Below are 17,215 nucleotides of genomic sequence, written 5' to 3'. Positions count from 1 at the left end.
AATTATGCGCCGCCATCTGATCTTTGATCTGGACGGCACGCTGGTCGACAGCTGTGCGATCTGTGTCGAGATCCTGCAGGGCATGCTCCACGAACGCGGCAGTTCGCGGCGCATCGACCCCGAATTTGCCCGCCCGTGGATGAGCCATGGCGGGCAAAAGATGGTGGCGGCATTGCTGGGCGATGATTGCGGCGATGCGGCGGCCGAACTGGCCGAATTCCGCCGCCGTTATGCCGTGACGCAAACGCGGGCCGAAACGCTGTTCAACCATGTAGCCACCAGCCTGCACCAATTGCATGGTCAGGGTTTCGTGCTGGCGATCTGTTCGAATAAGCCGCAGAATCTGGTCGACAAGGTGCTGGAGGATACCGGCCTTGCCCCGCTGTTCAAAAGCGTGGTGGGGGCGCGGGCGGGCGTGCCGTCCAAACCGGCGCCGGATCTGCTGGATCTGGTGCTGGCCGATCTTGGCGCTTCTTCGGCCGATTGTCTGTTTGTGGGCGACAGCGAGTTGGACCATGCGGTGGCCGATGCGCGCGGCATGCCTTTCCTGTTCCTGACGCATGGCTATGCCGACCCTGATTACCAACCCGACCCGGCAATGAGCTATGATTGTTTTGGCAAGCTGGCCGAGGCGGTGATGGAACGTGCCCATGGCTGAGGGGCTGGAACCTTCGGTGGTACAGGCGCTGGTCGAGGACGGGCGGCGCATCGTCATCACCGGGGCGGGGGGCTGGATTGGTCTGGCGACGCTCGACCTGTTGATGGCGGCTTTGGGGGACAAGTTTGAAAAGCGGGTGCGGGCCTTTGGTTCGAACACGCGCGCCCTGCGCCTTGCCGACGGATCGCAGGTGTTGCAGCGTCCGCTGGCCGATATGGCATGGTTGCCCAAGGAGCCGACGATTGTTCTCCACACCGCGTTCCTGACCAAGGATCGCGCCGAGGCGATGGACGAGGACGCCTATGTCGCCGCCAACCGCGCGATCAGCGATGCGGTGCTCAAGGCTCTGAACCCCATCGGCGCCGAGGCGGTTTTTGTCGCCAGCAGCGGGGCGGCATCCAAAGCCGACGATCCCGAGGCCAGCGCCGCGATGCGTCTCTACGGCTCGCTCAAGCGTGAGGATGAGGAGCGGTTCGCCGCTTGGGCCGATGCAGCGGGCAAACGAGCGGTGATCGCCCGCATTTTTGCCCTGACCGGACCCTATATCAACAAGCCCGGCGCCTATGCCATTGCCAGCTTTCTGGCCGATGCCATGTCCGCCCGCCCGGTGGAGGTGCGTGCCCCCCGTCAGGTCGTGCGGGCCTATGTCGCCATCCGCGAATTGATGAGCCTTGTGTTCGCCGCCTTGCAGGCGCCCAATGGCGTGCTGCGCTTTGACAGCGGAGGCGAGGCGCTCGAACTGGGTGAGATCGCGGGCGTGGTGGCGGCGCAAGCAGGCGGAACCGTTGCCCGTGCCGACATCACCACCGGCCCCGCCGATATCTATCACGGCGATGATGCGGCCTATCGTGCGCTTCTTGCCGAATATGGCGTTGCCCCCGTTCCTCTGGCCGCGCAGGTGGCCGAGATGATCGCGTGGACGCAACGCTCCTCTCACGCCGCCTGAGCGGGAAGGTAATCCATGACGAACAGTGCCGACATTGATGTTTCGGTGGTCATCCCCTGTTACAATGAAGAGATGAACGCCGGCCCGATTGCGCAGGCCGTCATTGAGCAATTGGAGCCTTTGGGCGTCAGCTTTGACATCATCTTTATTGACAACCATTCGACCGACAACACCGTGCCGATCATCAAGGCGATGTGTCAGCGCGACCCGCGCATCCGCCTGATTGCCAACACACGCAATTTTGGCCAGATGCGTTCGCCCACCCATGGAATTTATGCGGCCGCGGGGCGCGCGGTTATCGGCATGTGCGCCGATTTTCAGGACAGTCCGGAACTGCTGCCCTATTTTGTGCGTCGTTGGCAGGAAGGCGTCGACATCGTTCTGGGCGTGCGTGAGACGGAGAAATCCGGCCTCATGCTGACCGCGATCCGTGCACTGTCCTATTGGCTGGCCAAGAATTTCGGCGATTTTCAGACGATTCCCAATGCCACCGGATTTGGCCTGTACAGCCGCCGCGTGGTCGATGCGATCAAGGCGCTGAACGAGCCGGAGCCGTTTTATCGCGGACTTCTGGTGGAAACCGGCTTTCCGCTGGAAACGATCAACTATGTTCGCCCGCCGCGGGTGCGGGGCAAATCGAAGAACAATTTCTTCACCCTGCTCGATTTCGCGATTGCGGGCCTGACGGGGTCGTCCAAACGCCTGCTGCGTGCGCCGCTCTATCTCAGCGTGCTGGGCGCTATCGTGTCCTTCCTGATGCTGGTGGGCGCGGGGATCGCCTTTTTCACCGGGCGTCCGATTGCGGGTTGGCTGATCGGCATGGTGCTTCAGGCGCAATTTGCGCTGATCTTCGGCTTTATGGGCCTGATGGGCGATCATATCCGCCAGATCTCGGAACGCACCCGCGGCACGCCCTTGGTGTTGGAGCGTGAGCGGGTGAATTTTCCTGAGGATTACTGATGATCTCGCGGGATCGGGCGGTGGAGATTGTCCGCTTTCTGGTGGCGGGCGTCATCAACACCGCCTTTGGCTATGGGCTTTATGCTGGCCTAATTTGGCTGGGGCTGGACCGCTATGAGGCGCAGGCGATTGGCTATGTGCTGGGCACGGGGTTCAACTATTTCACCTATTCGCGCGGGGTGTTTACCGGGGCAGGCCCTGCGAAAATGCGCTTTGCGCTGTCCTATGCGGGCAATTACCTTATCAATCTGGCGGGGCTGAAACTGGCCTCGCATTTCATTGCCGATCCCTATCTGGCGGGCGCGATGACGACCTTTGCGGTCGTGGTGCTCAATTATGCCGTGCTGAAAAGGTTGGTTTTTCGCGCCTGATAAATTGTAAGTAATACGTCTCTTTTTCTCTAGGCAAGGGTAAGCCTCCCAGCTATCCTCCCCACCAGACCCGGACAGACCCAAGGAGCGGACAAACCGCCCAGACCGGAGGAGAGAGGACAAGATGCATATGCAGACGGGGAGAATTGCGCCCTCATCAACCCGCGTGGCACAGGGTGGGTGGTATGCGCTGCTGCTGGTCTGCGCGATGCAATTGCTCAGCCTGCTGGACCGCAACATTCTGGCGATCCTTTCCCCGCGTATCAAACATGATCTGAACATTGGCGACGCGGAAATGGGCCTGCTGTACGGCACGGTCTTTGCACTTTTCTATGCGGTCTTTTCGCTGCCTCTTGGGCGTTTGGCCGATGGCTGGCGGCGGACATGGCTGCTGGCCATCTGCATCGCTTTCTGGTCGCTGGCCACTGGATTGGCCGGGATCGCCAGCGGATTTGCCCTCCTTGCCCTCTCGCGTCTTGGCGTCGGTATTGGCGAGGCGGCCAGCCAGCCTGCGGGTACCAGCCTGATCTATGACTATTTCCCCAAGGCGCGGCGGGGCCTTGCCATGGCGGTGATGGCGGCGGCGATTGCCATCGGGCTTGGCCTGTCCAGCGTGCTGGGCGGGGTGGCGGCCGATTGGTGGGATGGGCGTTTTTCCGCATCGGGTGCGCCTTTCGCGCTGCGCGGATGGCAGTTCGCTTTCCTGTTGGCGGCTATTCCGGGCTTGCCTTTGGCATGGCTGCTCTCGCGTCTGGCCGAACCGGTGCGCGGGGCGATTGAAGGGATTACGACCCCGCCCGATCCGCGCCCCTTTGCCGCCTCTTTCGAAGTCCTGATGGCGGTCGTGCCCTTTACCAACTGGGTGATGCTGGCGCGGCGAGGGGCCTCGGCGCGGGTGTGGGCGGTCAACCTGTTGGGCACGGCGCTGATCCTTGGCGCGATGGTGGCATTGGCCCGCGCGGGGGCGGCGTTCAGCCCGCGTCCTTTGTTGGGCCTTGGGTTTATCAGCCTGTCGCCGCATACGCTGCAATGGGCGGTGGTGGGGCTGGGCCTGTTTGCCACGCTCAATCTGGTCCAGGCGGTGCGCGTGACCGACCGCCCTGCTTATGCCGTGATGCGCAGCCCTTCATTGATCCTGTGCATCGCGGCGGGATCGTTGCAGAGCATGATCAATTACGGCTGCATGGCCTTCACGCCTGCGTTTCTCATGAAAACCTATCACCTCACGCCTGCGCAGACAGGTCTGCAATTCGGGCTGCTTTCGGCGGCGCTGGGTGTGGTCGGGCCGATGGTGGCCGGGCCGGTGACCGATTGGGCCGGGCAGAAATTGCCCGGTGTGGGGCGCGTTCTGTTGGCTTTGTTCGCGATGGGGGTTTCGCCCTGTCTGGCGGTATGGGTCTATCATGCGCCCGACGCCGGGGGCTTTTATACGCGATTTGTGCTGTACAGTTTTGTGCTGACCATGTGGATGCCGCCGCTTTATGCGGTGATGTATGATCAGGTTCTGCCTCGGATGCGCGGGCTGACGGCTTCGACCTATATCGTGGTGATGACCATCGCGGGGCTGGGTGTGGGGCCATATATTGTGGGGATGATTTCGGACGCCACGCATGGCGATCTGGCGACAGCGATCCTGTCGATCAATCTGGTGGCGGTGCCTTTGGTGCTGGTGCTGATTGCATTGGCCATGCGGGTGAGGGGGGACGAGAGCGCGGTCCTGCTCCGCGCTCGCGCGGCGGGGGAGCCGGTTTAGAGCCATTCGCAATGGCTAGGCATTGCGAATGGCTCTAAACCGCGCGGCGCTTGAGCGTTGTTTTGCGTTCAGCGAAGTCTGAACGCAAAACGCATTACGCCACCCGCCACACCCACAATTTGATGCCCAAGGGATAGCGCGCGCCCGAGCAGATGAAGATCGACCGGTTCATCCATTCATACGGCCCCTTTGGCGCGATGAATTCGGGCACGGTGCGGAAATAGTATTCCGCCGGATCGACCACCTCGCCCGCGGCCAGCCGTTGCATGACTTCTGGCGGGCCGTGGCGCAGGCCCTTGTTGCGGATCTGGATCACCGCGCCATCGTCGGTTTCGATGGCATAAATCGCATCGGCCACGGTTACGCCATCGGTCCGCGTCAATTGCCAATCGGCGGCATTGCCGATCAGGCGGCCCTTGATCAGCGGCCCTTCGACCCGCCCGCCGCCAATGATGGGAATGATCCGACGCGTGCCGTCATAGGTTTCGCCAATCGGGCGGGGCGGTTCCAGTTCGCCGGTGGCTTCATAAACGAATTCCAGTTCAGGCTTGATCATCCATTCTCTCCCATTTTGTTATGGAGGATAGCGCTGTGCCAGATGCGTGCAAGCGCGGGGTGGCAAATTTGCGGCCAAGCGCTTATGGGCGGGGCATGATCCGTCTTTCTGACCTTGCCCTGCCGCTCAATCACACGCCTCAAGAGCTGGACGATGCCGTCGTCCAAAGGCTGGGTGTTGCGCCCGAACGTATCCTGCGCAAGGTGATGGTCCGGCGCGGGAATGATGCGCGCAAGAAGAATGCGATCAAGCTGGTCTATGTCTTTGACATCGAACTGGATGATGAGGCCGAGGTGCTGGCGCGGTTCGATGCCGACAGCCATATCCGCCCTGCGCCCGATACGGCCTATCGCCCGCCGGTGGTGGCGCCGGAGGGCTGGGACGGGACGCGCCCGGTGGTGATTGGTGCCGGACCTTGCGGCTTGCTGGCGGCGCTGATTCTGGCCGAAATGGGTTTGAAGCCGATCATCATTGAACGCGGCAAGGCGGTGCGCGAGCGCACCAAGGACACATGGGCGCTGTGGCGCAAGCATCAGTTGACGCCGGAATCGAACGTCCAGTTTGGCGAGGGCGGGGCCGGGACTTTTTCCGACGGTAAACTCTACAGCCGCATCAAGGACCCGCGCCATCTTTCGCGCAAGGTGTTGACCGAGTTTGTGAAAGCGGGCGCTCCCGACGATATTCTGTACGAGGCCCATCCCCATATCGGCACGTTCCGTCTGGTGACGATGGTGATTTCCATGCGCGAAACCATCGAGGCGCTGGGCGGGGAATATCGTTTCAAGACCCGCGTCGCCGATTTCGACATCAAGGACGGCGCGCTGGCCGGGCTGCATCTGGTCAGCACGGAGGATGGGGCGGAGAGCTATCTGCCCGCCACGCATTGCATCCTTGCCCCCGGCCATTCCAGCCGCGACACGTTCGAAGTGCTGCACAAGCGCAACGTGTTCATGGAGGCTAAGCCCTTTGCCATCGGCGTGCGTATCGAACATCCGCAAAGCTGGGTGGATAAGGCGCGCTATGGCGCCTGTGCGGGGCATCCGGTGCTGGGTGCGGCGGCCTATGCCATTTCGCATCAGGCGTCGAACGGGCGCGCGGTCTACAGCTTCTGCATGTGTCCGGGCGGGCGCGTGGTGGCCGCCACCAGCGAGGAAGGCCGCGTCGTCACCAATGGCATGAGCCAATATTCGCGCGCGGAATTCAACGCTAATTCGGGCCTTGTCGTCACGGTCGATCCGGGCAAGGACTATCCCGCAGACCCGCTGGCGGGCATTGAATTTCAACGCAAATGGGAAAGTCTGGCCTTTACGGCGGGCGGCGGCGATTATTGCGCGCCGGGGCAGAAGGTGGGCGACTTGCTGGCGGGGCGTGCGTCTTCGGGCGAATTTGGCGCGGTGAAGCCGTCCTATCAACCCGGCGTGAAACTGACCGACCTGTCTGCCTGTTTGCCGGACTATGTGCTCGAGGCCATCCGTGAGGCTTTGCCGGTCTTTGGCCGTCAGATCCCGATGTATGACCATCCCGATGTGATCATGACCGGCGTGGAAACCCGCACCTCCAGCCCCTTGCGCATTACGCGGGGCAAGGATTTCCAGTCTCTCAACACGCGCGGTCTTTATCCGGCGGGTGAGGGGGCGGGCTATGCCGGCGGGATTTTGTCCGCGGCGGTCGATGGGATCAAGGTGGCCGAGGCCTTGGCGGTGGAGGTTTTGAAGGAAGGTTAGGTTTGCCTCCGGCGGGCAAAGGGACTTGTCCCTTTGCAATCCCGAAAATGGGGTGAACAATGGCATCGCCGCGCCGCAGGCAGAATTGAAAAGCCTGCGGCGCGGCGGCCCTAGCGCTATGGCCGAACCAATCGCGCAACGCATACAGTAACGGGAGCGCGAGGGTCTAGACCCTCGCATATCCCCCCTTTCTTCTGGAAAACTAGGGGCACAGCCCTTTGCCCGCAGCCCCCCTCGCGCTACTAGACCAACCGTGACTGCATCCATCATCATAGGCGAAGAATCGAACGGCAAACCTGTGCCGATCGACATCGAAGAACTGCTGGCCACGCGCCTGTTGGTGCAGGGCAATTCGGGTTCGGGCAAATCGCATCTTTTGCGCCGCTTGCTGGAGGAATCCGCGCCGCTGGTGCAACAGGTCGTGGTCGATCCAGAGGGCGATTTCGTCACTCTGGCCGAACCGTTCGGGCATATTGTGGTGGACGGCGCGGCTTATAATACCAATGACTTGGTACGCCTTGCCAACCGCGTGCGTCAACATCGCGCCAGTGTCGTTCTGGCGCTCGATGGGCTGGAGATCGAAGCCCAGATGCGCTGCGCCGCCACCTTTCTCAACGCTTTGTTCGATGCCCCGCGTGAGATCTGGTACCCCGCGCTGGTGGTGGTGGACGAGGCGCAGATGTTCGCCCCTGCCGCCGCTGGCGAGGTGACGGATGAGGTGCGTCGCCTCTCGCTTTCGGCCATGACCAATTTGATGTGTCGCGGGCGCAAGCGCGGCCTGGCGGGCATCATCGCCACCCAGCGTCTGGCCAAACTGGCAAAGAATGTCGCCGCCGAAGCGTCCAACTTCCTGATGGGCCGCACTTTCCTCGACATTGACATGCAGCGCGCCGCCGACCTGTTGGGCATGGAGCGGCGTCAGGCCGAAAGCATCCGTGACCTGCAACGCGGGCAATTTCTTGCGCTTGGCCCGGCGATAACGCGGCGGCCTTTGTCGGTCCGCATCGGCGGGGTCCAGACGCGCAGCCGCGCTGTTTCCACCGGCCTGTTGCCCCCGCCCAGCGTCACGGGCGACGATCTCCATGCCTTGCTCCACGCCGCGCCGACGGCCGAGGAACTGGCGGCGGAGGAAACCCCGCTGCTCGCCGGTCTGCCGCGTCCCGATGCCAGCGAATTGATGGATCAGATCAGCACCTATGTCATGGCCCCCGCGCCGGGCGAGGAACCGCTGGTCGATGACAGTGGACCCAACCTCTTTTCCGCCGCCAGCGTTCCCGCGCCGCCCAGCCTGCCGCCCGATGAAGTGCAGGCGATCATGGCGACGATCATGGAAGATATCACCGCCGAGCGTGATTGCACCTATCAGCCGATTTCATCGCTGTTTCAGGATTTTACCACTCGCTGCCGGATGAAGAAGATCGGCCAGCATGTGGGCGATGCCACCCAATTCCGCCGCCGCTTTGCTCTGGCCGTGGCGGGTATCTATCGCCCCACGGACGAGGAATGGGCGCCGCTTTTGCAATTGTCGCGCAGCGTGCCGGATGATCTGCTCACGCCCTTCCTTGTCATCGCCCGCGCCGCGATGGATGAGGCGCCGTGCCCGGATGATGAAACACTGGCGCGCGCCTATGGCACCAGTTCGCCCGGTCGTATCCGGCGCTTGCTGGAGCATCTGGAGAAGTCGAACCTGATCGTGGTCAAGACCGATTACAGCGGGCGGCGGTCTATCGGAATTCCCGATCTGGGCGTTTCGACGGCGGCGGTTTAGAAATTAGTAGATATGCGAGGGACTCGTCCCTCGCGCTCCCATTAATGTCTTCGTTGCGTATCGGGTTCGACCTTACCTGTCGGACGCGGCGTTCAAAATTAAAGCCTGCGGTGCCTATCATAGCACCGCAGGCTTTATTGCTTCGACCGATACAAAGGGGGCGAATTACCAACCGCCCCAATATCGGGATTGCCAAGGGACCGAGTCCCTTGGCCCGCCGGAGGCATAGGGGCCCCGATCAAACCTCAGCGGCGACGCGCCTTGGTATCAACGTTCTCGCGCAGCGGATCGAACTGCGAAGCACCGGTTGCAGTGGTCAGACGTGGGCGGCCATGCTGTTCACGACGTTCGGCGCGGGCGCGGTCGCCCTCACGCTGGGTGCGCGACCGTTGGCCATCGCGGGGCGTGTCGCGACCGGCCATGGGGCGACGGTCATTGTTGCGACGGCCTTCTTCGCGGCGACCGCCTTCACGACGCTGACCACCATCACGGCCGCCATCGCGGCGACCTTCACCCTGCGAACGGCCTACGTTTGTCGGCGGATTGCCGCGCTTGGCGGGGGCGGGCAGGCGGGCAGCTTCCTTTTGGAAATCAGCGGGCAGCGGCAAAGGCGACAGCTTAACACCGGTCAGGCGCTCGATCCCACGGATGTAGGGGCGTTCATCCTCGGCGATCAGGCTGATGGCGATGCCATCGGCGCCGGCGCGTGCGGTGCGGCCGATGCGGTGAACATATTGTTCGGCCACGTTGGGGATTTCAAAGTTGAACACGTGGGAAACGCCCGAAACGTCGATCCCGCGCGCGGCAATATCCGTGGCGACCAGAACCTTGACCGTGCCGTCACGGAAACCCTTGAGGGCGGCGGTGCGCTGGGCCTGGCTCTTTTCGCCGTGGATGGCGGCGGCGGGGATGCCCGCAGGCGTCAGGAAGCGCACAACGCGGTCCGCGCCATGCTTGGTGCGGGTGAACACGATGGTGCGGTCGATGCGGTCGGGCGCGCCTTCTTCCTTGGCCAGACCGTCACGCAGCAGGATCGTCAGCAGGGCCTGCTTTTCGGACTGGTTGATGAAGATCGAGCGTTGCTCAACGCGTTCGGCGGTGGTCGATTGCGGGGCAACTTCGACCTTGACCGGGTTCTGGATGAACTGCTTGCCCAGTTCTTCGATCGCCTGCGGCATGGTGGCGCTGAAGAACAGGCTCTGGCGGTTGGGGGGCAGCAGGCGGGCAACGCGCTTCAAGGGCACGATAAAGCCCAGATCCATCATCTGGTCGGCTTCATCGAGAACGAAGATTTCAACGTCGCGCAGCGTCAGAGCGCGCTGATCAATGAGGTCGAGCAGGCGGCCCGGCGTCGCCACCAGCACGTCGCAACCCGGCACCAGAGCGCGGGCCTGCTTGCCCGCCGGGATGCCGCCAAAGATGCACTGGATGTTCAGGCTGACATACTTGGCATAGCCGCGCATGTTGTCGGCAATCTGGGCCGCCAGTTCGCGCGTGGGGCTGAGTACCAGCATGCGGCACGAGGCGGCTTTGCGCGGCTTGGGATCGTTGATCAGGCGGTGCAGCGAAGGCAGCGCAAAGGCCGCCGTCTTGCCGGTGCCGGTCTGGGCCAGACCCAGCAGGTCGCGGCCTTCGATCAGGGCGGGGATCGACTGGCGCTGAATCGGGGTGGGGTCGCTATAACCCTTGGTTTCGAGCGCACGCAGCAGGGGTTCGGCAAGGCCAAGCTCGGAAAAATACGACATGGGATACTTTCAAACAGGCTTCACAGCGCACACCAGCGTAAGCGGCGCGGCAAGCAGGGCACTAAAAAGCGCGACCCTGCGTGAGGAGGAAGCGAAAAACGGACTGCAAATCCGTGAGATCCGGGGCGGGTGGCCATAAATGGCTGCCCTCACGCTGCCCGGTCCTGCGCACTGCCTCATGCGGCGCGCCGACTTGCTTGGCTATGTCCCTTATAGCAACAATGGCCATCTGCCAAGTTTTTTGCGCAGTGCAGCAAAATGCATACGAAAAAGGGCCGATCTTTCGACCGGCCCCAGTCATGCGTGGAGGCGCATGGAAAATTGTATGATCAGGCCAGCTTCCAGGTCATCGGCACCGTCAGCGTGGTCGGGCCGGCCGGCGGGGCGGGAACCTTGCCCACCTTGGCGGGGACCGAGAGGGCTTCCTTGTCGAGGATGGCCGAGCCCGAACCTGCGACCAGTTCCGCCTTTTGCACCGCGCCGTCCGCGCCGATATAGACCTTGACCCTGGCGGTGCCTTCATCGCCGCGCATCTGGGCGGTCGAAGGATAGGCCTGCTTGGCCGCGAAAAGGTTGGTGACCGAGCGGGTCCATTCGGGCGATTGGGCAAATGCCGAAGTGCTGAACAAAACAGTTCCGGCAATGCCGAGGGCGATATTGGTGATGAACTTGGTCATGAGCGGGTCTTTCTCTTTCCAGCTAATCTCTTGATGAAACTGTTTTCGCATCAATTGGATAAGATCAGGCTGAAATTTATGCTTTGTCTTTTCGTTCCGTGGTCTTAGGTGGTTTGCCCTAAGCTTTAGAACTCGGACCAATCATCCTCGATTTTCAATGCCGTCGCCCCCATGGTCGGGGCCGGGGCAGGCGTGCGACGCGAAGAAAATGACGGAAGCGAAAGGTCGCTGTTACCACCAGGCATGCGCGTAGCCGGCGGCGCGATTTCGGCAGGGCGCGCCATGTTGCGCGTCATCTGAAACCGGCGCAGCTTTTCCACCAGACCCTGCGTTTCACCCGAAAGGCTGTGCGTGCTGGCGGTGCTTTGTTCGACCATGGACGCATTTTGCTGGGTAAACTGATCCATCGACGTCATCATGGCCGAAATTTCCTCGACATTGGACGACTGACGCTGGGCGGCTTCGGCAATCTGTTCGACCAGTTCGGAAATCTGCGAAACTTCGCCCACAATCTGACGCAGAGCATCGCCGCTGGCGCTGGCCAGAGCGACGCCGGTCGATACCTGTTCGTTCGATGTGGTGATCAGCGCGCGAATGTCCTTGGCCGCGTCAGCGCTGCGCTGGGCAAGGGCGCGCACTTCGTTGGCGACCACGGCAAAGCCTTTACCCGCATCCCCTGCACGGGCCGCTTCGACCCCGGCGTTGAGCGCCAGCAGGTTGGTCTGGAACGCGATACCGTCGATGACTCCGACGATTTCGGCCATTTCGCGGCTGCTGGCTTCGATGGCCTGAAGGCCGTGGACGGCCTGTTCGGCTTGCTGGTCCGCGGCTTCGGCGGTGTTGCGGGCAACAGCAAGGCGGCTGCTGGTCTGGCGGGCATTGTCGGCGGTGACGCGCACGGTGCCGCTGAATTCGTTGAGCGTGCGGCTGGTTTCGGCAATCGAGCTGGCCTGATGTTCGGTGCGGCGGGCAAGGTCGCCGCTGGCCGCCGCGATTTCGTCGGTGCCGCAGCGGATGGCGTCGCAACCATCGACGATTTCGCCCATGACCTTGGCCAACTGGCCGACGGCTTCGTTGAAATTGACGTGCAATTGGCCAAGGCCGCCCGCGCCATTTTCCGGCACGCGATGAGTCAGATTGCCGCGCGCCAGTTCAGAAAGGCCCGAACCGATGGCGTCAATCGTAGCCTGCGTTTCGCGGGCGCGTTCCAGCTCCGCCGCCGTGCGTTGTTGATCGGCGGCGAACAGCGCCTTGAAACTGTCCAGTGCGCGGGCAAGGCGGCCCACTTCATCCTGACGCCCTAGGCCGGGAATGGACACATGCATGTCGCCATCGACCAAACGGCCTACCGCTTCACTGATCCGTGCCACGGGGCGTGCAATCGTGGTCATCATCAGGCCCATCAGACCCAGGGCGACGGCAAGCCCGCCCACAACGGCGCCGATGATGACTTTACGGCTCTGATCGTAAATGGCGGCGGAATGGGCCGATGCGGCATTGGCCCCCTTGGTGTTCAGATCAATCAAGGCCAGCAGATCATCCTCGACCGTATAGAAAGCGGTCAATGAATCGCCGTCGAACATGGCCTTGGCGCCCGCCGCATCGGTGTCGGAAAGGCGGAGCAATTGTTCATTCTGTCCCAGATAGGTTTGCCAATCGCCCTTCAATTTATCAAACGCGGCCTTTTCTTCGGGCGTCTGGCTCAATTTGGCGGCGTCTTGCATACGGGTGTCGATGGCGGTTTGCGCCGCGCGCATCAATTTTGCCTGACGGGTCTTCATGCCTTCGGATGTGGCGCCGACATGGGCGCTCTGTTTGATGCGATATTGCGAAACAAAGGCATGGACGTCGCCCAGGGCCTGCGATCCGGGCAGCCAGCGTTCGCGCAATTCGGTCGAGATCGCGTTGACCTCGCCCAGCTTGACGACGGCAAAAGTGCCCATGGCGGCCATGACCGCCAACAGGATGGTGAACGCAGCCAGAAACTTGGCCGAAATGCCCATACGCAACAAGGTTATTCTCCCCGCGGCAAATTGTAAAAATTGCGACGGGTTTATTTTCTCGCAATTTAGTCAGCATTTGGGCTTATGCCCTAATCCGAAATCTTACCTATGATCGCGGCGGGAATTGCGAAATTCGGTTTACATTCCACAGGCGATTGTCGCCCGCCGCGCGCTGGTATAGGGCGCTGAATATGACTGCCAGCCTTATCATTCGCCCCGCATGCGCGCAGGATGTTCCAGCGCTTGCGGCCCTTAAACTGCATTGTTTCCGTGATACGTTCGGACCGACGGGCTTTGCCATACCCTATCCGCCGGCCGATCTGGCCGTGTTCGAGGTGGATTCCTATGGTGAAGAAACCGTCGCGCGCGAATTGGCCGATGAAACCCATCGGACATGGGTTGCGCAAAACGGTCAAGGCGCTCTGGTCGCCTATGTCCATATCGGGCCGAGCAAATTGCCCCACCCGGAACGGGCCGATGGTGATGGCGAACTTTACCAACTCTATCTGCGGCGCGAGGTGCAGGGCGCGGGGCTGGGCAAGCAATTGCTCGATCTGGCGCTGGAGGAATTGACCTCTTGGGGACGCCCGATCTGGATTGGTGTGTGGCAGGGCAATCTCAAAGCCCAGCATGTCTATGCCAGCCGTGGTTTTGAAATCGTGGGTGAGTACAGGTTCGCCGTGGGCGACTGGCGCGACGAAGAATTCATCATGCGCCGCAAGTAAATGAAAAGGGCGGGATTTCGGTCCCGCCCTTTTCCGTATCAGAAACCGCGGGCAACGCCCTCGCGGCGCGGGTCGGCCCCGCCTTCATAGCCCTTGTTCCGGCGCACAATGACGTGCAGGCCCGAATTTTCACCACGCGCCGTCAACAAAGGCAGGCCCTTGGCCGCCAGAGCGTCGGCAATCGGCGTTGGGAACGTGTCGGCGCTGTAAACATCGCCGCGCGCCACCAGATTGGGCAGGCTGATCGCATCCTGCGGCTTCATCCCCCAATCGAGCAGTCCGACCAGAGCCTTGATATTATAAGCAATGATTGCATTTCCGCCGGGCGAACCCAGCGCCATTTCAAAGTCACGCTTGGGGTTCAGCACGATGGCGGGCGCCATGCTGGAACGCGGGCGCTTGCCCGGCGCGACCGCATTGGCGGCGGGCGTGCCGTCCTTGTCGGTCGTGCTGAAAGAGAAGTCGGTGAGCTGGTTGTTGAGGAAGAAACCGTCAACCATGCGGCCCGAACCAAAGATGCTTTCGACCGTTGTGGTCATCGACACGACGTTGCCCTGCGCGTCGACGATCACCATATGGGTGGTGCCGCCCGGCTCGTGCGTCGCGTCCACGCCAACCTTGGGCGCATCCTTGGGGATGCCATAGGTGACGGGCTGGATCGTTTCACCGATCAGCTTGGCGCGCTCGGCGATGTAATCGGGCGCCAGCAGACCCTTGGGGAAGGGCACGAAGGCTGGGTCGCCTTCGTAACGATCACGGTCGGCATAGGCCAGACGGCTCGCCTGTGCGATTTCCAGCCAGCCCTTGGGGTCCTGCGCATTGCGCGTGGCAATGTCGGTGTGCGCCAGCAGGCCCATCGCTTCCTGAACCGCGACGCCGCCCGAAGGCGCCTGCGGGGTGCAGATGATATGGGTGCGATAGGGCATGCACAGCCCCTGCGTCTTGCGCGGCTTATACGCGGCAAGGTCGGCCAGCGTCATCGTGCTGGGCAAAGTGCCGGTGGTCACCTTGGCGACAATCTTTTCCGCGATCGGGCCGGTCAACAGCCCCTTTGAACCCTGCATCGCAATGCGGTTCAGCGTGGCGGCATAGGCCTTGTTCACGATATGCTCGCCGGCCTGATAGGGGGTGCCGTCGGCCTTGTGGAAATAGGCCTGCGCATCGGCGCCCTTGGCCTGCGGGGCCTGACTGACGATGGCGCGGGCCAGCTTGCCCGTCACTTCAAAACCATTGCTGGCCAGCTTGTGTGCTTCGCCGAACAACTGGTGCCATTTCAGGCGGCCATGTTCCTTTTGCGCCATTTCCAGCATGGCAATCGCGCCCGGAACGCCCGTGGCAATCCCGCCCACCACGGCCACGGGGAAGGGCAGCAGCTTACCATCGGGGCCATAGAACTGCTTGGGGCTTGCGCCCTTGGGGGCGACTTCGCGCCCGTCATAGGCGGTGACCTGCTTGGTCTTGGCGTCATAGAACAGCATGAACGAGCCGCCGCCCAGCCCCGAACTTTCCGGTTCGACCAGACCCAGCACGGCCTGTACCGCGACCGCCGCGTCCACCGCGCTGCCGCCCTTTTGCAGGATGCGCAGACCAGTTTGCACCGCCAGCGGATTGGCCGCCGAAATCATTGCATGGGTGGCAAAGCCTGCCTTGGCGTCACCCTGCGCCGGGGCGACAGTGATCGGGGCGGGGGTGATCGGGGCGGGCGCCTTGGCGATAGCGTCCATGGGCATGGCCGACAGAGCGAGTGCGGCGGCGCCGAGGCGGAAAAGCGTGCGGCTGGAAAGCATTGCAGACAAGATGATACTCCGGGACTTCAATCTGTGGGGGTGTGTGTTTGCGCTTTGGCGGGCAATGTCAAAGGGCCTTTTTACTGACAAGGATGAAATTTATCTCATCAATCGGCATTTGACAGGCATGGCCAAGAAAATTTGCCCAAGGGAATCATTTTCAAACCATCGGTTAACCCAGTATCCGCTATAACCCCTATGTCATGCGAGCGCGTCAAACCAACCGACAGGCCGTCCGAAGGCCGCTGACCATGTCGGCCCGTTGTCGGTTGATGAGCGGGTTGCAGGATAATGTCACGGTTGGCGATCTTTCCACCCATGGATGTTGTATCACCACGCGCACATTGACGTTGACGGTGGGCACGCGGGTGTTGCTCAAACTCGATGGGTTGGAAGCGATCAGTTGCACAGTACGCTGGACCGAAAGCAACCAATGCGGGTTGCAATTCGAACGTCCGATCTATGAACCGGTGGTGGAACATCTGTGCCGCCTGCATGTGCGCATGGGCGGTGAGGTGCAGGACTATCGCGCCCGGACGCGGGGCATCTGCGCGCCTTAACCCCGTGATGTCGCCGATAAGGGCAGGGCGGTGGTTGGATAGCCCAGACCTTCGGGAATGGTCAGCCATTCCTGACCATCGCGCATGATCCGCCGCGCCGAAATGGGCGTGACGGGATGGGCCAGCGCGTTGGCCACGGCCTGATCGAAATTGGCCAAGGGTGCCAAACGTTCCAGATTAAGCTGTGTCGGCAGGATGATCTTGATATCGCCCTTGGCCGCATCGTCCAGACATTGCGCGGCACTGGCCCAAAAAAGACGACTGTTTTCCGTGGCATCGACCAAAAGATCGACTGCGCCCGTACCGATATTGGCCAGATAGAAGCGAGTGTCAAATCCTCCGACACTTTCGCGCCGCCAACGGGCAAAGGGGGTTAAAAGCGATAAATCGAGGCTCAGATCGAGCCGTTTCAGCATGTCGGCCATGGTGGCCCCGGCCTGCAAAATGGCGCGCGCTTCCATCGCCTGTTCGCGTGTTGGCCCACGCGTAAACCCTATAGCAAGCCCGGTTTCTTCCAACGTCTCGCGGATGGCAGCAATGCGCGCGGCCATGTCGGAATATTCGTCCTGCGCTTCTCCTGTCAGGATTTGCGCCAGTTCGGCGTCCTGTGGGTCAACTTTGCCTCCGGGGAAAACCGTAGCTCCGGCGGCAAAACGCATGGTTGCGGCGCGTTCCACCATCAGCAATTGGGGTTCCGGATCCGCGGAACTCTGGCGAAAAATGACAAGTGTCGCGGCGGGGCGCAGGGTGAAAGGAGGCTGGGGATTCATGATGCTTTGATAGGCCTGCGCGATCACTTGGCAAGGGGTTGAGTTGGCAGGATCAGGGGTGTCGGGGAAATTGACACTTTCGTGAAATGCGGGGGCAAATTACCGCTGAAATCCCGGCATTTTGGCGCTTCTCGAAAATTGGCACGCCCTATGCATATCCTTGCGCATTGGTAGCAGTCTCGAACGAGGCGGCCCGCATGACAGTCTCCGCG

At 61.8% G+C, this 17,215-nt stretch carries 15 protein-coding genes; 9 read left to right on the top strand and 6 right to left on the bottom strand.

Going from position 1 to position 17,215, the window contains the following annotated elements:
- The first annotated feature begins 4 nt into the window (after nucleotides 1–4).
- From AC2S2E_RS14625 to AC2S2E_RS14605, 5 genes are all read left to right on the top strand, one after another.
- Entirely contained in the window at nucleotides 5–658 is a 654-nt protein-coding gene (locus tag AC2S2E_RS14625; protein ID WP_486522851.1) for an HAD family hydrolase, read from the top strand.
- The gene (locus tag AC2S2E_RS14620; RefSeq protein WP_486522850.1) at nucleotides 651–1,604 is read left to right on the top strand and encodes an NAD-dependent epimerase/dehydratase family protein; all 954 of its coding nucleotides are present in this window, start codon (nucleotides 651–653) and stop codon (nucleotides 1,602–1,604) included. The genes AC2S2E_RS14625 and AC2S2E_RS14620 overlap by 8 nt, the downstream gene beginning before the upstream one ends.
- Before the next feature lie 15 nt (nucleotides 1,605–1,619).
- Nucleotides 1,620–2,564, top strand: a complete 945-nt coding sequence (locus AC2S2E_RS14615; protein WP_476103135.1) for a glycosyltransferase family 2 protein — start codon at nucleotides 1,620–1,622, stop codon at nucleotides 2,562–2,564.
- Nucleotides 2,564–2,935 carry a GtrA family protein gene (locus AC2S2E_RS14610; protein ID WP_486522849.1) on the top strand — a complete coding sequence of 124 codons (372 nt, stop codon included), beginning with the start codon at nucleotides 2,564–2,566 and terminating at the stop codon, nucleotides 2,933–2,935. The genes AC2S2E_RS14615 and AC2S2E_RS14610 overlap by 1 nt, the downstream gene beginning before the upstream one ends.
- A gap of 124 nt (nucleotides 2,936–3,059) precedes the next feature.
- Complete coding sequence (locus AC2S2E_RS14605; protein ID WP_486522848.1) at nucleotides 3,060–4,688, top strand: MFS transporter; 1,629 nt, start codon at nucleotides 3,060–3,062, stop codon at nucleotides 4,686–4,688.
- A 94-nt stretch (nucleotides 4,689–4,782) separates the two neighbouring features.
- Here the strand turns inward: AC2S2E_RS14605 and AC2S2E_RS14600 are convergent, their stop codons facing one another.
- Nucleotides 4,783–5,244, bottom strand: coding sequence for a DUF3237 domain-containing protein (locus AC2S2E_RS14600; protein WP_476103145.1), 462 nt, complete (start codon nucleotides 5,242–5,244; stop codon nucleotides 4,783–4,785).
- A gap of 95 nt (nucleotides 5,245–5,339) precedes the next feature.
- Here AC2S2E_RS14600 and AC2S2E_RS14595 point away from each other — a divergent pair, with 95 nt between their 5' ends.
- Complete coding sequence (locus AC2S2E_RS14595; RefSeq protein WP_486522847.1) at nucleotides 5,340–6,968, top strand: NAD(P)/FAD-dependent oxidoreductase; 1,629 nt, start codon at nucleotides 5,340–5,342, stop codon at nucleotides 6,966–6,968.
- 253 nt (nucleotides 6,969–7,221) lie between these two features.
- Nucleotides 7,222–8,736 carry a helicase HerA domain-containing protein gene (locus AC2S2E_RS14590; protein ID WP_476103149.1) on the top strand — a complete coding sequence of 505 codons (1,515 nt, stop codon included), beginning with the start codon at nucleotides 7,222–7,224 and terminating at the stop codon, nucleotides 8,734–8,736.
- 245 nt (nucleotides 8,737–8,981) lie between these two features.
- On the opposite strand, the gene AC2S2E_RS14585 is transcribed toward AC2S2E_RS14590, so the two are convergent.
- The 3 genes from AC2S2E_RS14585 to AC2S2E_RS14575 form a co-directional block, all read right to left on the bottom strand.
- Nucleotides 8,982–10,481, bottom strand: a complete 1,500-nt coding sequence (locus AC2S2E_RS14585; RefSeq protein WP_486522846.1) for a DEAD/DEAH box helicase — start codon at nucleotides 10,479–10,481, stop codon at nucleotides 8,982–8,984.
- Nucleotides 10,482–10,810: 329 nt separating this feature from the next.
- Nucleotides 10,811–11,158: an energy transducer TonB family protein gene (locus AC2S2E_RS14580; protein WP_486522845.1), complete on the bottom strand. Its 348-nt coding sequence runs from the start codon at nucleotides 11,156–11,158 to the stop codon at nucleotides 10,811–10,813.
- Nucleotides 11,159–11,283: 125 nt separating this feature from the next.
- Nucleotides 11,284–13,161, bottom strand: coding sequence for a methyl-accepting chemotaxis protein (locus tag AC2S2E_RS14575; RefSeq protein WP_486524618.1), 1,878 nt, complete (start codon nucleotides 13,159–13,161; stop codon nucleotides 11,284–11,286).
- Nucleotides 13,162–13,352: 191 nt separating this feature from the next.
- On the opposite strand from AC2S2E_RS14575, the gene AC2S2E_RS14570 reads away from it, so the two are divergent.
- On the top strand, nucleotides 13,353–13,886 hold the full coding sequence (locus tag AC2S2E_RS14570; protein ID WP_486522844.1) for a GNAT family N-acetyltransferase: 534 nt from the start codon (nucleotides 13,353–13,355) through the stop codon (nucleotides 13,884–13,886).
- Between the two features lie 38 nt (nucleotides 13,887–13,924).
- Here AC2S2E_RS14570 and AC2S2E_RS14565 read toward each other — a convergent pair whose 3' ends face one another.
- Nucleotides 13,925–15,673 (bottom strand): gamma-glutamyltransferase family protein, encoded by a 1,749-nt coding sequence (locus tag AC2S2E_RS14565; RefSeq protein WP_486524617.1) that lies wholly within the window; start codon nucleotides 15,671–15,673, stop codon nucleotides 13,925–13,927.
- 251 nt (nucleotides 15,674–15,924) lie between these two features.
- On the opposite strand from AC2S2E_RS14565, the gene AC2S2E_RS14560 reads away from it, so the two are divergent.
- Complete coding sequence (locus AC2S2E_RS14560) at nucleotides 15,925–16,233, top strand: PilZ domain-containing protein (RefSeq protein WP_486522843.1); 309 nt, start codon at nucleotides 15,925–15,927, stop codon at nucleotides 16,231–16,233.
- Here the strand turns inward: AC2S2E_RS14560 and AC2S2E_RS14555 are convergent.
- A complete protein-coding gene (locus AC2S2E_RS14555; RefSeq protein ID WP_486522842.1) occupies nucleotides 16,230–17,003 on the bottom strand; it encodes an NUDIX hydrolase in 774 nt (257 codons plus the stop codon). The genes AC2S2E_RS14560 and AC2S2E_RS14555 overlap by 4 nt on opposite strands.
- Nucleotides 17,004–17,215 lie beyond the last annotated feature (212 nt).

This window comes from Novosphingobium sp. 550D, from assembly GCF_057401885.1.
This window is presented reverse-complemented; position numbering and strand designations above follow the sequence as displayed.